This window comes from Hydrotalea lipotrueae, assembly GCF_019249625.1.
Lineage (GTDB): Bacteria > Bacteroidota > Bacteroidia > Chitinophagales > Chitinophagaceae > Hydrotalea > Hydrotalea flava.
The window spans coordinates 92,357-116,421 of record NZ_JAESDL010000003.1 but is presented as its reverse complement, the minus strand read 5'-3'; the positions used below and the strand labels follow the sequence as shown (position 1 = coordinate 116,421).

The window sequence follows — 24,065 nt, the reverse complement described above, 5'->3', positions numbered from 1 at the left end:
AAGATATGGAATGGGTTATAAATGCTGCCTTCGGCCATTTAACTTTATGCGGGTGCCAATGTTTAAACCGGCGGCACCAAAACGTTGGTTCACGCCGTAAAGACTATTTGTACCAAAAAGATTATACCTGAAATAAGGCTCTGCAAATACATCAACCAGATCCGAGAGCCTTCTGTAAATACTAACACTTCCATAAATGCTGGTGGTAAGTGAATGCTGATACACCCCATTGTTTGATTTACTATTGATGGCAACTACCTGTAAACTGGTATCTAAAGTTTCGCCCATGTACCAGGAGGAAAGATCAAAAATGAGTCCGCCATTAACTGCCATACGCCAGTTATCATCGGTCCGGCCAAATTCATAACCCAGCATTACCGGGATTTCTAAGTTTTTATAATGATTGAGACTTCTGATAACTCTATAACCAATTTGAGTAACAGAAGAAGTATCCATAATAGTTGTTGAATTGCCTTGTGGTGTTGTAATGGTGCGCCGTACAATTACTGTAGTTGTTTGCGTTTCGTTTTCTTTTCGCTGGCTAAATAATTCATTCATCTGGCTGTATTGCAAGCCTAATTTCAGATAAGTGTGTTCTCCAATGGTTTTACTAAATCTGGCACCAAACGTAAAGCCGCCTTTCATGCGTTCGCTACTGTCTTTTTTCTGCAGGTAATTGGCACTGGCGCCACTGGTTAATACTGATTTCATGGTATAATCCGGCGCACCATATAATTCAATATACCAGTCGTTTCGCTGGCTGCCATTGGCATTAGGGCAGGCATCCAAACCTAAAATGCGGCGTAAATTAAGCGGTGGTAAATGCAGGGAACCAGTATTATATAATAAATTATTTTTTAATGAAATAAAAGCATTTACCTGATTATAAGAGAAGTTATTTGCTGCATCTTGATTATTATCTGAGTAGCCGGGTAAATTGCGATTGAATGTGGGGGAGAAGGTTTGGCCTGATAATGCGTTATGGCTGGTGGTACTTTGAGGGCGCAATAACTGCTTGTTTGGTAAATAGCTATTTTTAGATAGATATGAATTGGATGTATTGTTTTGATGCTGGGGAAGTTTGGAAGTACTTTTGTTCAGGTTGTTTGAACTTTGCAAACTATCAGTTAAAACAGCTCCATTTAATTGCTGATTTTCAGGAGAATTGTGTGTGTGAACATTAGATTGACCAGGGGTAGAAACTATTGTTTGTTGAAGCGTAGATTTTTGATCAATAGAAGAAGCATTTTTATTAAAAAAATAAAAAGCAAGACTACCGGCCAATATCAGGAAAAGTGCTGCTATGGCAAGTATAGTTTTGTGCTGATTTATCCAAAAGCCTTTGGGCTTTTTATTGGTATCAGCCATTATTTTCTCCCATAGATCGGGTGGAACGGGAGCGGAGTAATTTTTCAGTTTGTTTCTGATAAAATCATCCATTAATTGATCATTCATTACACAGCAATTTTTTGTAATTGTATAATTTGTTCCTGTAAAATTTTTCTGGCTTTTACTAATTGGCTTCTACTGGTACTGGCTTTAATATTCAGCATTTTAGCTATTTCTTCATGGCTATATCCTTCTATCACATTCAGGTTAAATACAATTTTATAACCTGTTGGTAATTGTTGAATCAGCTGCAGCAGCACTTCTTCACCCAACTGGCTATAAGCCATTGCAGGAATAGTAGCTGCTGAATCATGATGCTCACTTACTTCGGTAAACTGTAATTTTTTTTTCTGAATATATTTTAAAGCCACATTCACTGTTATTCTTCGCATCCAGCCCTCAAATGATCCTTCAAATTTAAATTGGTTGATGTAGTTAAAGATTCTTACAAATGCATCCTGCAAAATATCTTCCGCTTCCATGGCATCATTGGCATAACGCAAACAAACAGCCATTAATTTACCGGCATATTGCTCATAGAGCATACGCTGGCAATTTGCCTGTTGCTTTATACAACCTTTAATTAATTCAAACTCTGTCAACGGGGGCAGGTTTATATATGTTAACAATCATCAGATGCCCAACAACATAGCAATGCTGCCCAAGTATCTGATATTTTCATAAAATTACCTAATTGCAGTTAAAATGAATGAAATATAGACTTTTAAATACACCGGATTGTTTAAAGTACGACGAAAGTTGCAGGTAATAAAGGTTAACGTAAAAGGAATTGGGATTGAATAAAATCGACCACTGTTTGCAAACTATTGGTAGTTTGGTATACCTGAAGTTGTTTATCGGCGCCGGTACCTTCCTGTAAAATTGTATGAATGTATTGCAAAGCCTCACGTGCATCTAATGCATCCACTACATCATCTACAAAATCGAGTAATTCTATAATCAGTTGTCGGGTAGGTACTTCGGTTTCTTTACCAAAATCAATCAGCATACTGTCAATCCCATACCTGCTTGCCCGCCATTTATTTTCATTCAATAATGCACGTTGGTATGAAATGAAGTTGAGGTTTTGGGTACGTAACAAATACAATTTAGCACAAATTGTCTGAAATAATGCAGCTATGGCAATAGTTTCCTTTATTTTTAATGGCACATCGCAAATGCGAAACTCAACCGTGTTGAAAAAGGGATGCACTCTTACATCCCACCATATTTTCTTTGCATTATCGATGCAATTGGTTTTAATCAACAGATTAACATAAGCTTCGTAGGCTTCAATGCTTTGAAAATGATCGGGTATTCCGGTTCGGGGAAATTTATCAAAAACTTTAGAGCGGAATGATTTATAGCCGGTATACCTGCCCTCCCAAAAAGGCGAGTTGGTGCTTAAAGCGTACACGTGGGGTAAAAAATAACGGGCACTATTTGCAATATGTATGGCCATTTTTCTATCTTCAACACCTACATGTACATGCAGCCCAAAAATTAAATTGCTACGGGCTGCTTCCTGCAATTCATTTACAATTTGATGATAACGGTCGTGATCGGTAATTAACTGGCTGTTCCAGTGGCTGAAGGGATGGGTACCTGCTGCACCTATTCCCAAACCCATACTATTTGCAATAGCAGCAATATTGCCGCGCAGTGAAGCTACATCTTCCAAAGCTTCTGCTGCATTTTTGCAAATGTCGGTTCCCACTTCTACCACGGCCTGGTGCATTTCTGCTTTTACTTTATCTTTCAATAGCTTTTGCCCTTCCTGAACAATTTTTTGTTCATGGCTTTTCAACTCTCTGGTAACAGGGTCTATTACCATGTATTCTTCTTCAATACCTAATGTAAATTGATGAAAGTTAAGAGATGGCATAAGGTGCATTTAAATCATTAAAAATTACCCGGTTAATGCTGTTAAAATAGTTTTGTTTTGGTAGTGCTTCTTTTCAAATATTCACCCCAGGTTAAATTGTCTTTTCCGTTTTCTTGTATTTGTGCACGCTCAATGGCAAAGTTGGCAGCTGTTTCAACTACCCATTCAAAATTTTCTTCACCCACACTTTGTTTATCTGCATCCGGTGCCGGATTACAAAAATCAATAGCAAAGGGTACACCGCTACGAAGTGCCAATTCTACCGTGTTAAAATCATACCCCAAATATTGATTAATACGGAGTACTATTTCAGTCATTTCCTGCAGTTTTTCTGCCGATGGTTTAAAATGGGCATCATAGCGTAAATGGTGTGGGTTGCGTGGTTCATAAGGCATAATACGCACATGTTTTCCGCCTATACAATAACAACGGTAGTATTCTTCAAACACAATTTCTTCCTGCAATAGCATTACCAAATGCCCTGTGGTATTATATTTTTCAAAAAATTCTGCTTTGTTTTCTAATTTAAAAACATGCTTCCAACCTCCGCCGGCAAATGGTTTCATATAGGCAGGAAATCCTACATAACTAAAAATATGGTCCCAGTCTAACGGATAGGCCAAATTAGAAAACGAGGCATCTGTCGTATCATCTGGCAATTCCTTAGAGGGTAGAATAACTGTTTTAGGAACGGGGACATTTATTTTTGTAGCCAGACAATTATTAAAAAATTTTTCATCGGCACTCCACCAAAACGGATTATTAATAACTGCAGTACCACATAACGCAGCGTTTTTTAGAAAGGCGCGATAAAATGGTACATCCTGACTAATTCTATCAATTATAACACTATAACCTGCATCTTCGCCCTGTATTACTTTGCTTATATGAACCGGTTCGGCAATTATATTGGGAATTTGTTTGCTATTAATGCGTTGAATAATGGCTTCGGGAAAGCTTCTTTCTTTTCCAAACAATATACCTATTTTTTTCATAATGTAAAATTTGAAAAATTATTTGATTAAAAATACTTGTATAAAATATATTAGTGATGGAGTTAACGATGGTACCATTAAAATAAGTAAATTTTTGAATACAGTAACAACATTGTTTCGCTTTTATTTTTTTTGGATGGGGGTATGCTAAAATTATTCCTGGTTTAATGATTCAACAAATTATATTTTATTTGATATTCAACTTGAAAACGAACCAATTTAAAGGAAATTTGGGAAGGCAGATTTAGATACACTATTTTTGAAGATATGCCAACCGAAACCATTCAACACGCCACCGAAGTAATTGTAGAACAAAGCACCTTATTTTCTCAATATTTGGAAAGAGAGGTGATAGTGGATAGTTACATGCCACCTCAATTTCATACGTTGAAAGAAGTGAGCTTGTTATTGGTGAATGATGGGCAGGATTTAATTAAAATGCCATTACAGGAGCAATTGAACCTACTGTATATTCAAAATAAATTGATGCCTGTTTTGTGTATAGGTATTTATTGTGGGGAAGAACGCAAACGCGAATATGGTACTGCCTATAGTGCCGATTATTTAGGCAGGGGCGATAAAGCCGGTTTATACCATAAATTTATTTTTGATGAATTACTGCCGTTTCTTCGAAAAAAATACCATGCACCATCTTTTAAAGAAAAAGCATTTGCTGGATTTTCATTGGGTGGGTTAAGTGCATTGGATATTGTATGGAACCATGCTTTAGAATTTGCTAAAGTGGGTGTTTTTAGCGGTAGTTTATGGTGGCGTAGAAAATCATACGACAATGGTTATGATGATGAAACCGATCGACTGATGCATTTGCAGGTAAGAAATGGGGCTTTTTTCCCATGGCTTCAGTTTTTTTTGCAATGCGGCACTTTAGATGAAACGGCAGACCGGAATAATAACGGTGTAATTGATAGTATTGATGATACACTTGATTTAATTATTGCATTGAAAGCAAAAGGCTATACCGATGCACATATAAAATATTTAATCATTGAAGATGGAAAGCATGATGTGGCAATCTGGGCTACTGCCTTGATTGAATTTTTAGAATGGGGTTGGGGTAAATAATGTCAAATTATTTTCATAAAAAAACCTGTCAGCTTTTTACTAACAGGTTTTTATTTGTGTTGGATTGGGTCGCTTAGTTAAATAAATAACGTACACCAATTTGCCCTTGCCAGCGAGAGAAGATGCCGGTATTGTCCTGAAAACTGTTTACATAAGGAATTTGATTTTTAGGATCCTGATACAGGAAGGAGAACATCGGTTTGCCTGCATTAACGCCAGATTGTGCAATGCCTTCAAATTTCAGGAATGAAGTATTATTAAATGTTTTAACAATACCCCAGTTCGGATTTAAGAAGTTACCTAAGTTAATCAGGTCAAAAGTTAAACGAATGGTATGTTTGTTTTTACCTGATTTCACATAAAAATCTTGTGTAACGTTTAAGTCAACATGTTTGTACCAAGGTAATACAATGGCATTTCTTTCAGCATATTGGCCTCTGTGTTTGCTCATGTAGGGGTCTTGCTGAATAAAGTTATTCAGTTGGTTCCAGATAATATCAGGTGTACGTGTATCGGTAATGGTACCACCGCCTGTATTTACAGGAACCAGTACAATATCGGATTGTGTTTTAGGAATATAAATTAAAGAACTGTTACCTCCGGTACCACCGTTCACTAAATCGCCCTGATAAGTATAAGAACCTACACCTGCAGTAGCCGCTTCAAACACCAAACCTACTGAAGTGGCATAATGTTTACCATATTCAAAACGGTATTGGGCATAACCAATAACACGGTGTGGTTGGTAATAACCTGCGTAGCCTAATTCATCAGAGTTTAAGTCGCCGTGTGTTGGCCGATCCCTCCACATACTTTGTGCAATAGAACCGCCATCATTTACATTTTTAGCCTGGCTATAAGTGTAAGCTATACTGGTGGTTAAGTTTTTTACTGAGCGTTGAAACTGTGCGGTGGCGGTATAAGCATAGCCTTTATTGGTATTGGCCATTAAGATTGCACTGCTAATGTTCGGATTGGTTACGGAAGCACCACCGGCGCCAGACCAAATTTTGGTAGAAGAATAACGTAAGCGATTATCAGATCCTACCAAAGGTGTGCCTGTTGAAGGTAAGTTAACGTTTTGGAAATACACTGCATTCACATCTTTTGAGAAGGTATATTCAAATGTAGCTACAATATTTCCGGGCAATTTTTGGTCAACTGCTGCACTTAACTTCATTACCTGAGGGTATTTAAACTTAGGATCTGTAAATACTAAGTTGTAGGAAGTATTGGGCGAAGTTGCTGAAGGTCTGTATGCATTAATATCGGGGCTAAATACCCAGGGTTTACCTGTGGAAGGATTGGTTTTAGCTTGGAAGAAAGACCCAAACAATACACCATTGTTGCTGGCCTGATTGCTAATCCATACAAATGGTGGGGGTCCTGTAAATAAACCGATACCACCACGAACCTGTGTTTTGTGGTCATGAAATACATCCCAGTTAACACCTAATCTTGGAGAAACCAACAAATTATTGTCCGGTTTATGACCTACATCGTAAGTTTTACCATCTCTAAATACCAATTGAGAGGCATAAGGGTTTGCAGTGAAGCTATTGGTGAAGATGGGTAAATCTAATCTTAAACCATAAGTAATGGTTAAATTATCTTTTGCACGCCATTTATCTTGTGCAAAGAAACCCAATTCATTTGAACCTACCTGCGCAAATGGGAAAGAACCATCTTTAGTCAGCGCATATGATAAAGTATAATTAGCTGCAGTAGGAGCACCATTCATTGCACTATTATAAAAATCAGTTAAAGTATTAAATTGGTAGGCTCCGGCATAGTTGGGCGAAAAACCATTTTTAAAGCGCTTGATATAATTTTGTGTTCCCAAGGTAATTTCATGGTTGCCTTTATAAACAGTTACTATGTCTGAAAATTGGAATACATTGGTATTTAAAACGTTATTGTAAGTAAATGGCTCATAACCGAAAGCAGTATAGCTTTGGCCTAAACCATTCAGGATATCTACCAATGGGAAGTTGGCACCGGAAAGGCTTGATCTGAAATCTCTTAAAGCGGTATAACCTACTTGTAATTTGTTAGATACTCGATTGCTGAAACGGGTATTTAATTCACCAATAACAATGTTGAAGTTGTTGTTAATTCTATAACCACTGCCACTAAAAGGTAAACCGGTATTACTGGGTTGGCGGTTACCATTTGGCGCACCACTGTTACTGGCTGAAATATCGCGATATGATTTGAGGTAATTGTATTTTAGGGTAAATGTACTGTTTTTACCTACGTTCCAGTCTAAACGGGCAGTCAATTTATCACTATAGGTATTATAGTTATAGTTCTGATAATTGCCTGGATTGTAATTGTATTTTTGAATCAGAAAATTTTTTAAAGCATCTAAAGTATCTGCTACTGCTTGCGAAACCACACCCGGTACAGGCGCTTGTCCCGGCTTGGCAGCAACAAAAGTGGTAGCAGGTTGGCTAATTCTTTCCTGTTCAGCACTAACAAAAATGAACAATTTATTTTCTATAATGGGGGCACCAATGGATGCACCACGTAAATTATAGGTATAACTGGGTCGGGGTACTGTATTGGTTCTAACATTATAACCCTGTAATCCGGGGGTTCTAATGTAGGTATAAACTGAACCTTTTACCTGATTGGTACCGCTGCGGGTAACGGTGTTAACACCGGCTCCTGCAAAGCCACCCTGACGAACGTCGTAGGGAGAAATGTTTACTTGAATTTGTTCTATTGCATCTAAGCTAATAGGTTGCGAATTGGTTTGACCACCTAAAACTGATGAAAGACCAAAAGCATTATTGAAATTGGCACCATCTACTGTAATGTTGTTGTAAGAACTATTCATGCCACCAAAGCTTAAACCGTTGGCAGAAGGTGTTAAACGGGTAAAATCCTGTAAACTTCTGTTGATGGTGGGTAAGCGTTCAATTTGGCTGCGGCTAATAATTTCCTGGCTGCCGGTATGGCCGGTATTAAATACTTTATCTTGCCTTATACCTTTTACTTCTACCGCATTTAGCTGATTACTGGTTTCAGTTAAAGAAAAGTCAGCTTTAAATTCCTGGCCTAACACCAAAAAAACATTGTCTTGTTGCTCTGTTCTGTAACCCAAAAAAGTAACGGTAATTTGGTAGGGACCTCCCACTTTCATATTGGCCAAATTATAGCGGCCATCTTTACGTGTTGTGGTTACATATTTGGTACCGGTAGGCTGATGAATGGCTGTAACAACAGCACCTGCTACCGGATTTTTGCCATCGGTTACCCTTCCCTGAACATCGGAAGTGGTTTCCTGGGCCATTACATAATTGATTGCTCCGATAAACAGAGCTACCATAAGTAGTAGTTTTTTTAGCATGTGATTTGATTTTTTAATTTCAGGTGCAAATTTGATGGTTAAGTTTTAACACAACCTTATACTAATGTTACCGTTTTATTAACAAAGCGCAAATATTCCGTTAAAAAGCAGAAGCCCCGAAATATTCGGAGCTTCTTTATTAAAATTTAATTTGTATTAAGCTGAAATTTAGAAAAAGTATTTCAAACCTAACTGCATACCCCAGGTACTTAATGTACTTAATGAGTTTTGCCATGGCTTGGTTATCAATTGCCCATTTAAGGTTTGCATATTAAAAGTGGGTCTTCCCTGACTATCTAATCCTCTAAAAATTAAAGGCTGTGTAGTGGTGGTAATTTGGCGTACTCCCCACATTTTATTAATCAGGTTGCCGGCATTTAAAATGTCTACAGAAAGTTGTAAAGTGTGTTTCCTATCACCCACTTTAGCGTAGAAATCCTGCAAAATTCTCACGTCAAATGTGCTTAACCAAGGTAAGTAAGCAGCATTTCTTTCTGCATCTTTTCCTTTGTTATTGTTTAAATAAGGCGTGTTTTGTATAAATTGCTGGAAAGCTGCAGCCTGTTGAGCCGGTGTGAAAGAACTTCCAGATTGTACAAATATAACCTGAGGTGGATCTTTAGGAATATACATCAAATCAATACCACTTAACCCATCATTATTAATATCGCCACCATATACATAGCTATAATTGTTTTGTTTGGCTAATTGACCGAAAATACTTACAGTAGTAGCTAAGTGATTTAAGTATTCCCATCTGTATGAAAGCGTACCAATAAAACGATGGGGTGTAACATAAGATGATGTGGCCAATTGTAATGTATTAGGCGTTCCAGTTGTTGCATTGCTGTTCCATACAGAAGTTGCCTGAGCACCCGGGTTGGCGGTAACTTCTGAAGCAAAGCTGGCAGTGTAAGCAAATGAGCCATAAAAACCTTTTGCTGCTGATTTCTGAATTTGGAAGGTAGCAGAACCACTGGAACCCATACTGGTATTTTCTAACACAATAGCCGTATTGATATTGCTATAAACGTTTCTGGCCGCTGGAGATGAAAATCTGCCTCTGTAATCAATACCATTAATAGTTCCATCCGGATTTTTTAAATTTGCATTACGCATTACTACTGCATTCACATCTTTTGTATACAAAAACTCAGTAGTAATTAACCAGCCCTTCCCAATTTTTTTGTCGAAGGCTAAATTAGAGCGCCATACCTGCGGGAATTTAAAATTAGGATCAATCAAAACAATATTGGCATTATTGGGTAATGTACCGGGTGTTGGATTAAATTTGCTGGCATACGCATCAGGGTTAGGATTGAATAAAAAATTCTGCAACTGTGCAGCATTATTCACTGCCTGACCAGACTGATACATGAAGCTATTAGAGGGCATGTTGGTTAAGAATACAAAGGGTATTCTTCCGGTAAACAATCCGGTACCACCGCGAAATACAATATTCTCTTCATCAATTTTATAACGGAAACCTACTCTGGGTGAGAAGTACAAGGTGCTTTTGGGCCATTTTCCTGTGCTATAATGGGTTGGATTACCATTTTTATCAGGGAAAGTTAAAGCCGTAATATTTGGATTTTCTAATGGTTGTTGCGGATAAACAGGTTTATCGATCCTTAAACCATAAGTAATCTTTAATTTATCATTCACGTTAAACTCGTCCTGTGCATATAAACCCAACTGACCAATTTTTAAATCGGCAGAATAAACGGCCGGTGTGCCCGGTACCAAAGAGAAGTTATAAGAGAAAAATGCAGGTGCCCGGTTATTCATGAAATCGCTTAAAGAATTAAAAGCATAATAACTGGAAGAACCCGGCATAAACATATTGCCTACACGTTGATATTCATAAGTAGCACCAAAGGTTAATGTGTGTTTACCGGCATAATAGGTAAAGTTATCCGTAGCATTGTATATATCGTTAATTACGTCATTATTCCTGGTAAAAGGATCCGTTCCTGCAGACATATAGTTTTGCCCGTTATTGTTAAAAATATCAATAGTAGGGAAAGCTTGTCCGCCGGGAATGGTTCTGGTATCCTGTATTTTAGTAATGGTAGCAATAAACTGATTAGAGAAGCGGCTGTTGAAGTTAGAGTTCAATTCAAATGCACCTGATTTTACCAAATGCTTAAACCCATAGTTTGAATTACTGAATGCCATTGATCGTAAACTAAACCTGTTATTGGGTAAACGGCTGATTTGTCCACTTCCTCCTACCACTGAGAATGGTGCAGCGTTTGGGATACTAGTGCCATTCAGCGGGTTCATGTCTGTACCAATCAACTCATTGTATTTTACACTGAGTTTGTGCACTTTGTTAATATTCCAGTCTACCTTAATTAATAATTTATGGTTGGCAGTAACAAAATTCGGAAAATTATCATACGCACCCGGGTCGTAATTGTATCGCGATTTTAAATAATCAGCAAATTTCTTTAAAGAATCGATGGGTGTTTGTGATATATTTCCAATACCACTACCGCCTGTTGGAGAAAAAGTAATACCAGGTGAAGTATTTTCTTCATGCTCATAGTTGGCAAAGAAGAACAATTTATTTTTAATAATTGGACCACCCAAGGTAAAACCATAGATTTTTTTAGTAGAAGGAGCCGGGTCTGTTAAGGTTACAGAACCTACTTTTTTACCATTGTAATCCTGATTTCTGTACAAACCATAAGCTGAACCATGGAAGGTATTGGTACCACTTTTGGTAACTGCAAAAATACCGGCACCTGTAAAGCCTGATTGGCGAACATCAAATGGGGCAATGTTTACTGAAACTTCTTCAATGGCATCTAATGAAATAGGCTGACTACCACCACCCGGTAAAGGGTCAGAACTTAAACCAAAATTATTATTCAGGTTGGCACCGTCAATTACCACATTGTTATAACGGCCGTCTCTTCCAGCAAAGCTGGTACCGTTGGCTTGTGGTGTAATACGTGTAAAGTCGGTAATGCTTCTGCCAATGGTAGGCAGGGTAGATAATTGCCGTTGAGAAATTTGTGTGGAAGCTCCCGTGCGGTCCGTGTTAATTCTACGGGCTTGAGATGTTACCACCACTTCACTTAAATTGTTCGATATATCCTGCATTGAAACGTTGGCAATGTAAGGTTCACCCAAATTCAGGTAAAAGTCCTCCACAGTTTCAGGCCTTAATCCTACATATTTAAATTCAATTTTGTAGGGGCCGCCAATTCTTACGTTCGGTAAAGTGTATTCACCGCTTTTGCGGGATACGGTACTGTAAACAGTTCCAGAAGGAATGTGGGTTGCAGTAATGGAAACACCTTCTAAAGGTTTCCCGTCTGACATTTTTACAAAACCTTTAATGCTACTGGTGGTTACCTGGGCAATCAAGGTTGCCGGCAAGCACAATAACAGCAATACAAAGGCTCGCAGTAGTTTTTTACTAAGCATAATGTTAATTTTTTCTGAGGCAAATAAAGTGAATTATTTACGTTGAACCACATTAAAATATTAACAAATTGTTGCTTTTTATGAACGTTTACCGGTTTTAAGGTGAAATTTGAACTGTTTTAAACACATCCGATGTGCTCGCAGATTTTATATTTTTAAATAAAACAGTACCTAATCTGTACTTTTGTAAGATAATATTGAAACATGTTGCATTCTATCCAAGAAGGAATTGAAGCCATTAAAAATGGCAAATTAGTGATTGTTGTAGATGATGAAGACCGTGAAAATGAAGGAGATTTTATTACTGCTGCACGAAATGTAACACCGGAAATCATCAATTTTATGAGCAAGGAAGGTCGTGGATTGATTTGTGCCCCCATTTCAGAAGCATTGGCCGATAAGCTTCGACTCAATTTAATGGTGAACCAAAATACCGCATTGCACGAAACGCCCTTTACCGTGAGTGTTGATTTGCTGGGGCATGGTTGCACCACCGGCATCAGTGCCCATGACAGGGCCAAAACCATTCAGGCTTTAATTGACCCTAATACAAAACCGGATGATTTGGGTAGGCCCGGTCATATTTTTCCGCTGAGAGCGAAGAGAGGTGGCGTTTTGCGCCGTACCGGACATACCGAAGCAACTGTTGATTTGGCACGTTTGGCAGGTTTTGAAGAAGCCGGCGTGCTGGTTGAAATTATGAATGAAGATGGCACTATGGCTCGATTGCCGCAGTTGTTAAAAATTGCAAAAAAATTTGATTTGAAAATTATTTCAATTAAAGATTTGATTGAATACAGGCTGCAATCCGATTCATTGATTGAAGAAGTTACCCGGGTAGAAATGCCCACCAAATATGGCTATTTTAAATTGGTGGCTTTTAAAGAAAAAATTTCCGGTGGTGAGCACCTGGCATTAATAAAAGGGGAGTGGAAGCCGGATGAGCCCGTTTTAACCCGTGTACACAGCAGTTGTTTTACCGGCGATATTTTAGGCAGTTTTCGTTGCGATTGTGGCGATCAGTTGCACAAAGCCATGCAAATGGTACAGGCTGAAGGTAAAGGTGTTATTTTATACATGAATCAGGAAGGCAGAGGCATTGGGTTGATGAATAAATTAAAAGCTTATCGCTTACAGGAAGAAGGTATGGATACTGTAGAGGCCAATCTGCATCTGGGTTTTGCCATGGATGAGCGTGATTATGGTGTAGGTGCACAAATGTTGCGGGCTTTAGGCGTAACCAAACTTCGTTTAATGAGTAATAACCCCAAGAAAAGAGCAGCATTAAAAGGTTATGGCTTAGAAATTGTTGATATTATTCCCATTGAAATTCCACCCAACCCATTCAATGAAAAATATTTACAAACCAAACGCGACAAAATGGGGCACGAAATTTTGAAAAAGAAATAACTTAAAAAAAAGGTAGCCATTATTCGCTTACCTTTTTTGCATTAATTTATCTTTCTTTTAAAAATGCTTCCTCTTTTTCATATTCCTTTTCATAGGCTTTAATAATGGCTTTTACCAACTTATGCCGTACTACATCTTCTTCCGATAATTCAACATGTGCTATGCCATCAATATTTTGCAAAATGCGTGAAGCTTTATGCAAACCACTGCGTTGATTGCGGGGTAAGTCTATTTGCGTAGGATCGCCGGTAATAATGGCTTTTGCATTGGCACCAATACGTGTTAAAAACATTTTCAACTGCAAATCATTGGTGTTTTGCGCTTCATCTAAAATAATGAAGGCATTGTCTAATGTACGGCCACGCATGTAAGCCAACGGAGCAATCTCAATAGTACGGGTAGTCATATAATATCCCAGTTTATCCGCAGGAATCATATCATCCAAAGCATCATATAAAGGGCGTAAATACGGGTCAATTTTTTCTTTTAAATCGCCGGGTAAAAAACCCAAACTTTCGCCTGCTTCAACAGCAGGCCGGGTAAGAATAATTTTTTTTACCACTTTATTTTTTAAAGCTCTAACCGCTAATGCAACAGCAGTATAAGTTTTACCGGTACCTGCCGGCCCAATGGCAAAAACAATATCATTTTTATCAATAGCCTGTACCATTTTTTTCTGGTTGGCCGTTCTGGCACGTACTGTTTTGCCATTTGGTCCAAAAACTAAAATGTCATTGGGGTGCCGGTCTACAAAATTGTCAACGGTTTCTGCATCATCTCCACCTAATATCTGTTCAAAATAATTTTCACTTAAATGCCCATTCCGTTCTAAGTATTGCAGAATGAGTTCAATTTTTTCTTTGGCTACTTCTATTTGTTCCGGAGCACCACTAATTTTTATTTGAGTACCTCTTGATAAAATTTTTAATAATGGAAATTTCTTTTTTAATAAATCTAATTTGCCGTTGTTAACGCCGAAGAATTCAATGGGATTAACGCTGTTAAGGCTAATAATGGTGTCTGTCAATGTTTATTCGTTTTAGGTTGAATAAAATTATTTATTTCTGTTTGCTGCTTTCTCAAATTTAATTTATTTTATCGATGAAATAACAAACTTGTTTTTGCACATATTGTGGAAAGAATTATTGAAGTTTAAGTATCACGCTTTTAAAAATAACTATAAACCTTTTTTCTTGATTGAATGGTATTGAAAACAGAAAATGCAATGCAATTATTTTTATGTTAACAGCATTCCCCCTATTTCAAACAATTATTGTGTTCAAATGCAAAATTATGCAGGTTTGATGAGGTGTATGATTCCACTGGTAGCAATTTGTAAGCCTACGCAAAAAACTAAAAAGGCACTTAATCTGTTTACAATTTGACCGCCTTTGGCACCCAGTTTTTTGATGAGAATGGGTGTATAAGCGTAGCTCAAAAAAATAAGTACAGCCATTAAAAGCACAGCAAAAAGCAAAGCGCCCAAATTAATAAAATAAGTAGATACTTTTTTGGCATGCCCATGTGCACTTAAGGTTAGCAAAACAGATATAGTTCCTGCACCGGTAGTCATGGGAAATGATAATGGATAAAATAAAATTTTATTGACACTTTCCATATCAGTTTTGGTATCGGGGCTTTTCGTTTCTTCCGATGTTTTGATGTCATTGTCAGAAGATAGCAGTTGCCATCCCATTTTGCAAATTAATATACCGCCTGCTACTTGTACAACCGGAATGGAAATGCCAAATAATTTAAAAATCCAACTCCCGGTAATGGTTGAAACCGCACAAATGATAAAACTATAAGTGGCAATTTTTTTTGCTGCTATTCTTCTTTGTTTTTCTTCCAAATTGTGCAGTAAAGGATCCATTACCAATGCAGTTCCAATAGGATTTACCGGTGGAAATAATGCCACAAATCCAATGAATACAAGATTTAAAAACGATAGTATAAGCTCCATGATGGTTTCGATGCAGTTTGTATTTTTTTACTTTTATTTCGAATCTAATTTCTTCAATATTTCTAAAATCAACTCATTTTGTTTTTCTAAGTGAACCAAAATTGATTCAATTTCAGCCTCAGCTTTTTGGTTAATTCTAAAATCTGTTTCAGCTCTTATTTCTGCATGTATGCCTTGCAGGTTTTGGCCTACCATAATGAGTGGCATCAATAAAATTTGAATCAGGTTTGAAATAAATAACCAAAACACAAAGGCAGGATAAGGATCAAATCTAAGCGACTTTGGTCCAACGGTATTCCACAGTAACCATAAGGCCGACCAGGTAAAAATGATAATGAAAAACCCCATACTGCCTACTCTGATGGTAATCCATAAGGCTAATTTATTTAATGAGGTAAGATGTTCTTTGTAAGCAACATTCACATTTACTACCGGACTAGTTGTGTGTTGTGAATGATTGCTTTCTTTATTATACTCGTTCATATATTTACAAGTTCAGGGTTACATTATTATTGGTAAACTATTATACCACCATTTTAAATTGTTCTATTGTAGCATCAGGGTGCTGGGTATTGAAGATAGCGCTTCCAGCCACCAAAACATTGGCGCCGCTTTGTATAACAGCTGCTGCATTTTTTAATGTAATGCCACCGTCTACTTCAATTAAAACTTCCGGAGCAACTTTGTTTAGTAACTTTCTTAATTCTTTTATTTTGTGTAAACTATTAGGAATAAAAGATTGTCCGCCAAAACCGGGATTTACACTCATTATTAAAACCATATCAATATCCGAAAGAATATTTTCTAACATGCAAATTGGGGTGTGTGGATTTAGAGCAACACCTGCTTTTAAACCTGCATCTTTTATTTGTTGAATATTACGGTGTAAATGCGGGCAGGCTTCTACATGAACCGTTATACTATCTGCACCGGCTTTTTTAAAATCATCAATATATTTTTCAGGTTCCACAATCATTAAATGTACATCCAATATTTTTGAAGTAGCCTTTTTAATGGCGTTTACTACCGGAATACCAAAACTAATATTGGGTACAAAGCGGCCATCCATAATATCTAAATGAAACCAGTCTGCTTTACTTTCATTCAGCATAGTACAGGTTTGTTGTAGTTGCAAGAAATTGGCAGCTAAAATTGAAGGGGCTATAATTGGCATAGTACAATGTTGTTTATGTGTTGAGCAATTAAATTTTCTTTTTGCAGTTGCCTAATGCTTTTCTAATCTTTTAATGGCAGTGGCAGCTTCATGTAGGGTAGGATCTAAAGTAAGGGATGTTTGGTAATTTTTTATGGCATCGTTTGTTTGTTGCAGGGCCTCATAGCATTTGGCCTGCCAGTAATAAGCGTCAGGATAAGTATTGTTTACATTCGATGCCATATGAAAAATTTTTAAGGCGATGGCATAATCTTTTTGATCATAATAAATAAATCCTTTTTCTAAATATGCCTCCATGTATGCGAAGTTTTGATTAATGCATTGATCAAATGCCTGCAGTGCCTTATTCTTTTGTCCTGTTCGAGCATAATAAACGCCGGTTATAAATAAGCAATTAGCATTTGTTTCGCGGCCTAATCTTAATTCAGCTACTTGATTACATAGTTTCAGGGCTTCTTTATTCTTTTTTTCTGCGTATAAATTTGCCAATGAAAGCAAAGCATCTGGTGCAGGATATATTTCAGTTGCGTGCCTGTAGGCATCTATGGCAGCAGCGGTATCTTCTGCATTTTCAGATAAACGTCCTTTACGGTACCAAAGGCCGTAATTGAATTCATCTTTTGCAATGAGTGAATCTAACTCCATTATTGCCGGTTTAAATAAGTTCAAGCTGTCATAAGCATCAATCAATTTCAAACGAATACCTACACTATCCGGATGTGTGGCAATTGCTGTTTTTAAATTTTTAATATAGGGTGTTAGTACTATTGTTTGATTGCTGTCTGTTTTAGCCTGCTTTTCTGAGTTGCGGTTGGTACATCCTGCCATTAATAATACAATCAGGATGCTTGATATTATAGCGGGCAATATTTTCATGAAGCACTATTTACTTTGTTAAAATAATCATTATTTGTTAAATGAAAAAACGTTTTGTTATTCTTTTCCTGTATTGTACAAAAGTACAAGTGCCTGCGCATAAAAAATGTTATAAAAATCAGTGTAAGCCGTTGAATGCCAAGTTCTGTTGTTTATAAGAAAATATTACTACTTATCGGTTGTTTTGTAATTGAAAGTTATATCTTCGGGCAGTATATTTTTTAAATCTTCAATATTTTAAATATGAGTGCTTTGGATAGTTTTCTGCTTGTTTTACACAGCTGGTTACGCTGGATTATTTTAATTCTGTTAATAGTTGGCATTATTAACAGCATTGCCAAAATGCAAAAACCTTTGAGCAGCGTGGCCAAAAAAATGAATTTATGGCTAATGATTGCCGCACACATTACTTTATTAATTGGGTTATATCAATATTTTTTTGGTCCCAAAGGCTTCGTTTTTTTTAGAACAATGGGTGCTGCAACGGTTATGAAAGATGCAGTACTACGTTTTTGGGCGGTGGAACATATTACAGGGATGATAATTGCCATTATATTGATTACTCTTACCCGCGGGGTAGCCAAAAAGGAAGCAGAACCTTCAAAAAAGAACAAAAAACTACTGTTATTCTATGTGTTGGCCCTTGTTATTATTCTATCTTCTATACCCTGGCCCGGTCGTTTTGGCGATGTTCCATTGTTCAGAGGTTTTTAATTTCAATTTCATTCACTCCAATCCATTTTATTATTATAAGAGGCTTCGGCCTCTTTTGTTTTTGTATCTTTGAGTGAATACGATTGCCTTATGCCTTATTGCAGGAATATTCTTTACTACTGGATAGATAAGCGTGGCTGGAAATATGTTTTCCTGCATTCTATGTTGGCACTTTCAACGTGCCCCGTGGCTTTTATTAAACAAACCAGCATAGCTAATGGTTTTGCATATTCTATCACAATAAAATCAACACAATGTCATATTATATTCAAAGAGGGAATATCCCGCCTAAACGACATACCCAGTTTAAAAAATCTGATGGATCATTATATTCAGAACAATTATTTTCTACTGAAGGCTTTAGTAACGATTATGCCCTGCTGTATCATTATCACCCGCCCACTCAAATAATAAAAACAGATGCTGCTGTAAATGTTACACCGGTAATAGCCGAAGAAAAAATGCTGCATCACCGGTGTTTTGAAACATTTAATATAAAACCGGTGCCCGATTTTTTGGAGAGCCGTAAACCTTTACTGGTAAATCGTGATTGCATGGTAACTGTAGCTGCCCCGGAAAAAAGTATGGAAGACTATTTTTATAAAAATGCAGATGCAGATGAGCTGCTTTTTATTCATGAAGGAAATGGTATTCTACATACGCAATATGGAGATCTTTATTTTCAGTATGGTGATTATATTGTTATACCCAGAGGAACCATTTACCAAATTAGTTTTCAAAACAACAGTAACAGATTACTGATAGTGGAATCTTTTAGCCCCATTCGTTTCCCCAAAAAATATGTGAGTAAAAATGGCCAGTTGTTAGAACATTCTCCTTATACAGAACGCGATTTAAAAGTACCTGAATTTAAAGAGCCCGTTGATGCTAAAGGCGATTTTTTGATTCAAACAAAAAAACAAGGCATGCTGTATGGTGTTCATTATGCACATCACCCGTTTGATGTGATAGGGTGGGATGGCTGTTGCTATCCCTATATTTTAAGTATTCACGATTTTGAACCCATCACTGGCAGGGTACACCAACCCCCTCCCATTCATTTAACATTTGAAGCCAATAATTTTGTGATTTGTAGTTTTGTGCCCCGGTTATATGATTATCATCCACTCGCAATTCCGGCACCTTATAATCACAGTAATATTGATAGTGATGAAGTTTTGTATTATGTAGATGGTGATTTTATGAGCCGTAAAAATGTTAGCAGAGGAATGATTACTTTACATCCTGCAGGAATACCACATGGTCCACATCCTGGAGCAGTTGAAAAAAGTATCGGTAAAAAAGAAACACGGGAACTGGCGGTAATGGTTGATACTTTTCATCCACTGCAACTCACAGAAACAGCTATTAATATTGAAAATAAAGGCTATGTAATGAGTTGGGCAGAATAAAATTTACAGAAAAAAGCCTGCCCGGATGGTAAGGCGTTGATAAAGTTTGTTTGTTTGTTTCGGATGAAAGATTTGTGTTGCAATCTTTATTCAAACTGCCTTGCAGCGAAATTTGGCACTAAAAAACATTATTGCAATTACAAATGAGCCAAATTAGTCTGTTTTTTGTCCGAATAATTTTTTTATATTCATGTTCTAAAAATTTGCCAATATGATACCATTCAACGATCTTAAAATAGGTGATTATGTAAAATGCACCTTTGAAGGAAAACAATGGGAAGGGGAAGTAACCGACCTTAACCATGATGAAAAACAGGTATGTGTAGCAACTGAAGTACAGGAATTTTGGTATGAACCTGATGATTTAGAACCCCTGCCACTGAATGATGAACAATTACAAAAACTACATTTTAAAAAAGAAGTTCAGGCAGATGGTTCCATAAAATATAGTAAGGGTGCTTTTAGAATGTTAATACCCGGTGAAGGCGATTTTTCAGGTTTAGATATGTGGTACAGAGAAGATAGAAGATATCATCCCAACGTTCATTACATCCATCAATTGCAAAACCATTATGCAGATATGACTAAAATTCATTTAACAACTGCACCCATGTAACAGTAGTTGTAATTTTTCCTTTCATCAAAAACAAGAGCAGTCTTTTGGACTGCTTTTTTTCTTTACCTATATTCACAACTTTAACTGCATAATCGGCAGTAGATTAAATTATTGAAGCTTATAAATAATTGATTGTATGAGAAAATGGCTTATGTTATTTGTTTTGCTTTTGGTGTCAGGAAGTTTAATGGCACAAAACACCATTACCAGTCCTGAAGAATTTTTGGGTTATCCTATTGGAAGCCGCTTTACCAGGCACTATCAAATTGTAGATTATTTTAAACTTATTGCAAAAGAACGGCCAGATTGGGTAACCATTCAACCTTATGGTACAACCAACGAAGGCAGGGAATTAATGGTTGCCATCATTGCCAATCCGGAAAATCATAAGCAACTGGAAGAAATCCGAAAAAATAATTTACGCTTAACCGGTTTATTGCAGGATATTGTGGCACCCGTATCCAATAATGTGCCCCCCATTGTGTGGTTAAGTTATAATGTGCATGGTAATGAAGCCGCATCAAGCGAAGCTGCTATGCTAACTTTATATACTTTATTGAAACCCGATAATAAAGATGCCCAGGAATGGTTACAACATGAAGTCATTATCATGGATCCCTGTATTAATCCCGATGGTCGCGACCGTTACATTAATTGGTATAATAGCGTAGTTGGCGTAAATATGAATGTGGATGTGCAGTCAAGAGAGCATGCAGAACCCTGGCCTGGTGGCAGAACCAATCACTATAATTTTGATTTAAACCGCGATTGGGCATGGCAAACACAAATTGAAACACAACAACGCCTGAATTTATACCAGCAATGGATGCCGGAAGTACATGTTGATTATCATGAACAGGGTTTTAATGAACCTTACTATTTTGCACCGGCTGCAGAGCCTTATCATGAAGTAATTACAAAATGGCAGAGGGATTTTCAGGTATTGATAGGTAAAAACAATGCATCTTATTTTGATAAAAATGGATGGCTATATTTTACCAAAGAGCGCTTCGATTTATTTTACCCATCTTATGGTGATACTTATCCATTATACAATGGCGCAATAGGAATGACGTTTGAGCAGGGTGGTATACGTGCAGGCCTTGGTGTAATTAATGATGATGGTGATACACTTACACTTCGCGACAGGGTAATGCATCATTTTACAACCGGTATCTCAACAGTTCAGGTATCTGCACTCCAACATCAGCAATTAATAGATAATTTTAAGAAATACTACGAGAATAATAACAATGCTGCCAATAGTGTATACAAAACCTATGTTGTTAGCAGTAATGATCTCAATAAAATCAATGCAGTAAAAAAATTACTCGATAATAATCGAATTGAATATGGTGTGATGGAAGGAAACTACAAAGGCTATCATTATGTTAACAATGCTGTGGAAGATGTAAAATTGCAGAAATATCAATTAGCGGTATCCATGTACCAGCCTAAAAGTAGTTTGGCAAGGGTTTTATTTGAACCGAAATCAAAACTTTCAGACAGTGCTACTTACGATATTACTGCCTGGAGTATTCCCTATACTTTTGGGTTAGATGCTTACGCTATCAATGAAAAGATAACTTTAAAGCAATTTCCTGGTGCAGTAAATGTTGCCAATGTTGTTGCAAGTGATTATGGCTATATTATTCCCTATCAATCATTTAATGCTGCAAAATTGCTGGCATACTTAATAAAAAACAAAGTGAAAGTACGGGTAACTGCCAAACCAATTACCTACAATAATATTACTTATCCCGATGGAACGCTATTGGTTTTAAAAACCAGTAACGATAACGTAAACTGGGTATCGTTAGTTCAGTCGGCTGCAACTTTGTATAATATTACACCCGTTCCTGTAAACACCGGATTAATGCAGAAGGGGCCTGATTTTGGAAGTCCTGATATTCAGGTTATTCATGCACCTAAAGTAGCTTTAATAACCGGTGAACAAAGTTCTGCAACCGATGCAGGCGAAGTATGGAATTATTTTGATAAAGCATTGCAATATCCGCTTACCTTATTAAATGCTGTTGATTTGTACCGTTTGAATTTAAGTGCTTATACCGTTATCATCATACCGGATGGATATTATAGGGTATTGAATGATAAAGCTGTATCAGAAAAATTGAAAAATTTTGTACAAAGCGGCGGTAAGTTAATTACCCTGCAAAATGCTACCGCAATTGTTGGAACCAATTTATTTGGCCTAAAATTAAAAAGGCAAAAAACAGACGACACCATTTCAGTAAATAAATTACCTGTTTATGATCAGCAAGACAGAGATCGTTTATCTTTTTCCATTCCCGGCAGTATTTATAGTGTTCAGTTAGATAATACCAACCCATTGGCGTATGGTTACGATAAAGTTTATTATACATTAAAACAAAATGAGCAGGTATACGAATATGTTAACAATGGATGGAATGTAGGAACAATTGCAGATAACAATTATGTGGCCGGTTTTGTAGGTAACCAGTTAAAAGATAAAATTAAAAATGGCGTATTGTTTGGCACACAACCTGTAGGAAAAGGCATTTATGTATTTATGGCTGATGATCCAATTTTCAGAATGTTTTGGGAAAATGGAAAATTGATGTTTGCCAATGCTGTTTTCATGGTTAATTAATTATTATAATATATTTTTTATGAAATACCCGAATTTATCTGGCATTTTTGTTGGGTTTCATTCTTAAATTATACCCGATTTTTCGCTTAAATTTTGTATATTGTTCATAAAAAATGAATCCACTTTGGTCGCAATTTATTTATCATCAAATTTTAAAAAAGAAAAGCTTTTTTATAAACAAAGACGATTCCAGTTATAAAAAAGCCAAAGGATTCCGTTTTTTCAAGCTGCTTTTCTTTCGATTGATAAAAGATGTGGCATTGATGTTGGGTGGAATTTTTTCAGCAGCCTTTGGATTAAAAGGCTTTTTATTACCCAATAAGTTTATTGATGGTGGTGTAACCGGTATTTCATTATTGATGGCCGCACTTACCCATTTGCCCATTTATGTTTATATTATTCTAATCAACATACCTTTTATTTTAATGGCATTTAAAGTTATCAATCGGGCATTTGCCATTAAAACTACTTTCGCAATTACAGGTTTGGCCATGTGTTTGGCATTTATTCAGTTTCCGGTAATTACAAAAGATCATTTGTTGGTAGCAGTATTTGGCGGATTTTTTTTGGGCGCCGGTATCGGACTTTCTGTTCGGGGGGGTGCAGTAATTGATGGTACCGAAATTTTGGCTATTTTTTTAAGTAAAAAATTACGAACTACCATTGGGGATATAATTGTTGTAATTAATGTAATCATATTTTGTGCTGCAGCGTATTTACTTTCTATTGAAGCAGCTATGTATTCACTCATTACTTATTTGGCAGCTTCTAAAACCTTAGATTTTATTGTAGAAGGTATTGATGAATACATTGGTGTTACCATTATTTCGCCTTATCATGAAACTATCCGGCAAATGATTATTCATAAAATGGGAAGAGGCGTAACGGTGTATAACGGTAAACGCGGATTTGGCAAAAATGGCGAAACCAAAGAAGTAGATATCATTTATACAGTAGTAACCCGTTTGGAGTTGAATAAATTAAGTGCAGAAATTGAACGGGTAGATTCAAATGCATTTGTTGTAATGAGCAGTGTAAAAGACACCAAAGGTGGAATGATTAAAAAAAGAGGATTATAGACGATTGTAAATCAAAGCTTTGAATTAGATTTTTGATCTAATGT

The 24,065-nt window shown here is 36.7% G+C and carries 18 protein-coding genes; 7 read left to right on the top strand and 11 right to left on the bottom strand.

What is annotated here, in order from left to right; translation table 11 throughout:
• Positions 1–15 precede the first annotated feature (15 nt).
• The 4 genes from JK139_RS03595 to JK139_RS03580 form a co-directional block, all read right to left on the bottom strand.
• The gene (locus JK139_RS03595; protein ID WP_074419222.1) at positions 16–1,455 is read right to left on the bottom strand and encodes an outer membrane beta-barrel protein; all 1,440 of its coding nucleotides are present in this window, start codon (positions 1,453–1,455) and stop codon (positions 16–18) included.
• Positions 1,455–1,934 (bottom strand): RNA polymerase sigma factor, encoded by a 480-nt coding sequence (locus JK139_RS03590; protein ID WP_218330606.1) that lies wholly within the window; start codon positions 1,932–1,934, stop codon positions 1,455–1,457. Before JK139_RS03590 ends, JK139_RS03595 begins: the two co-directional genes overlap by 1 nt.
• Before the next feature lie 230 nt (positions 1,935–2,164).
• Entirely contained in the window at positions 2,165–3,274 is a 1,110-nt protein-coding gene (locus JK139_RS03585; RefSeq protein WP_074419221.1) for a carboxylate-amine ligase, read from the bottom strand.
• A 41-nt stretch (positions 3,275–3,315) separates the two neighbouring features.
• Positions 3,316–4,269 (bottom strand): ATP-grasp domain-containing protein, encoded by a 954-nt coding sequence (locus JK139_RS03580; protein WP_074419220.1) that lies wholly within the window; start codon positions 4,267–4,269, stop codon positions 3,316–3,318.
• A 267-nt stretch (positions 4,270–4,536) separates the two neighbouring features.
• Between JK139_RS03580 and JK139_RS03575 the strand changes: the two genes are divergently transcribed.
• Positions 4,537–5,352, top strand: coding sequence for an alpha/beta hydrolase (locus JK139_RS03575; protein WP_075051627.1), 816 nt, complete (start codon positions 4,537–4,539; stop codon positions 5,350–5,352).
• Between the two features lie 73 nt (positions 5,353–5,425).
• Here JK139_RS03575 and JK139_RS03570 read toward each other — a convergent pair whose 3' ends face one another.
• A complete protein-coding gene (locus JK139_RS03570; protein ID WP_218330605.1) occupies positions 5,426–8,707 on the bottom strand; it encodes a TonB-dependent receptor in 3,282 nt (1,093 codons plus the stop codon).
• A 168-nt stretch (positions 8,708–8,875) separates the two neighbouring features.
• Entirely contained in the window at positions 8,876–12,145 is a 3,270-nt protein-coding gene (locus JK139_RS03565) for a TonB-dependent receptor (protein ID WP_218330604.1), read from the bottom strand.
• Positions 12,146–12,349: 204 nt separating this feature from the next.
• On the opposite strand from JK139_RS03565, the gene JK139_RS03560 reads away from it, so the two are divergent.
• Positions 12,350–13,555 carry a bifunctional 3,4-dihydroxy-2-butanone-4-phosphate synthase/GTP cyclohydrolase II gene (locus JK139_RS03560; RefSeq protein WP_074419216.1) on the top strand — a complete coding sequence of 402 codons (1,206 nt, stop codon included), beginning with the start codon at positions 12,350–12,352 and terminating at the stop codon, positions 13,553–13,555.
• A gap of 46 nt (positions 13,556–13,601) precedes the next feature.
• On the opposite strand, the gene JK139_RS03555 is transcribed toward JK139_RS03560, so the two are convergent.
• The 5 genes from JK139_RS03555 to JK139_RS03535 all read right to left on the bottom strand — a co-directional run bounded on the left by JK139_RS03555 (position 13,602) and on the right by JK139_RS03535 (position 17,568).
• Entirely contained in the window at positions 13,602–14,582 is a 981-nt protein-coding gene (locus JK139_RS03555; RefSeq protein WP_074419215.1) for a PhoH family protein, read from the bottom strand.
• Positions 14,583–14,846: 264 nt separating this feature from the next.
• Entirely contained in the window at positions 14,847–15,518 is a 672-nt protein-coding gene (locus tag JK139_RS03550; RefSeq protein ID WP_074419214.1) for a MarC family protein, read from the bottom strand.
• A gap of 33 nt (positions 15,519–15,551) precedes the next feature.
• A complete protein-coding gene (locus JK139_RS03545) occupies positions 15,552–16,001 on the bottom strand; it encodes a DUF1003 domain-containing protein (RefSeq protein WP_075051630.1) in 450 nt (149 codons plus the stop codon).
• Between the two features lie 40 nt (positions 16,002–16,041).
• Entirely contained in the window at positions 16,042–16,692 is a 651-nt protein-coding gene (gene rpe / locus JK139_RS03540) for a ribulose-phosphate 3-epimerase (RefSeq protein WP_075051631.1), read from the bottom strand.
• A 51-nt stretch (positions 16,693–16,743) separates the two neighbouring features.
• The gene (locus JK139_RS03535) at positions 16,744–17,568 is read right to left on the bottom strand and encodes a tetratricopeptide repeat protein (protein WP_218330603.1); all 825 of its coding nucleotides are present in this window, start codon (positions 17,566–17,568) and stop codon (positions 16,744–16,746) included.
• 243 nt (positions 17,569–17,811) lie between these two features.
• Between JK139_RS03535 and JK139_RS03530 the strand changes: the two genes are divergently transcribed.
• From JK139_RS03530 to JK139_RS03510, 5 genes are all read left to right on the top strand, one after another.
• On the top strand, positions 17,812–18,282 hold the full coding sequence (locus JK139_RS03530) for a hypothetical protein (protein ID WP_218330602.1): 471 nt from the start codon (positions 17,812–17,814) through the stop codon (positions 18,280–18,282).
• Between the two features lie 254 nt (positions 18,283–18,536).
• The gene (locus JK139_RS03525) at positions 18,537–19,694 is read left to right on the top strand and encodes a homogentisate 1,2-dioxygenase (RefSeq protein WP_218330601.1); all 1,158 of its coding nucleotides are present in this window, start codon (positions 18,537–18,539) and stop codon (positions 19,692–19,694) included.
• A 211-nt stretch (positions 19,695–19,905) separates the two neighbouring features.
• A complete protein-coding gene (locus JK139_RS03520) occupies positions 19,906–20,310 on the top strand; it encodes a hypothetical protein (protein WP_074419208.1) in 405 nt (134 codons plus the stop codon).
• Positions 20,311–20,446: 136 nt separating this feature from the next.
• On the top strand, positions 20,447–22,942 hold the full coding sequence (locus tag JK139_RS03515; protein ID WP_218330600.1) for a M14 family metallopeptidase: 2,496 nt from the start codon (positions 20,447–20,449) through the stop codon (positions 22,940–22,942).
• A 113-nt stretch (positions 22,943–23,055) separates the two neighbouring features.
• Positions 23,056–24,021, top strand: a complete 966-nt coding sequence (locus JK139_RS03510) for a YitT family protein (RefSeq protein ID WP_074419206.1) — start codon at positions 23,056–23,058, stop codon at positions 24,019–24,021.
• Positions 24,022–24,065: the final 44 nt, after the last annotated feature.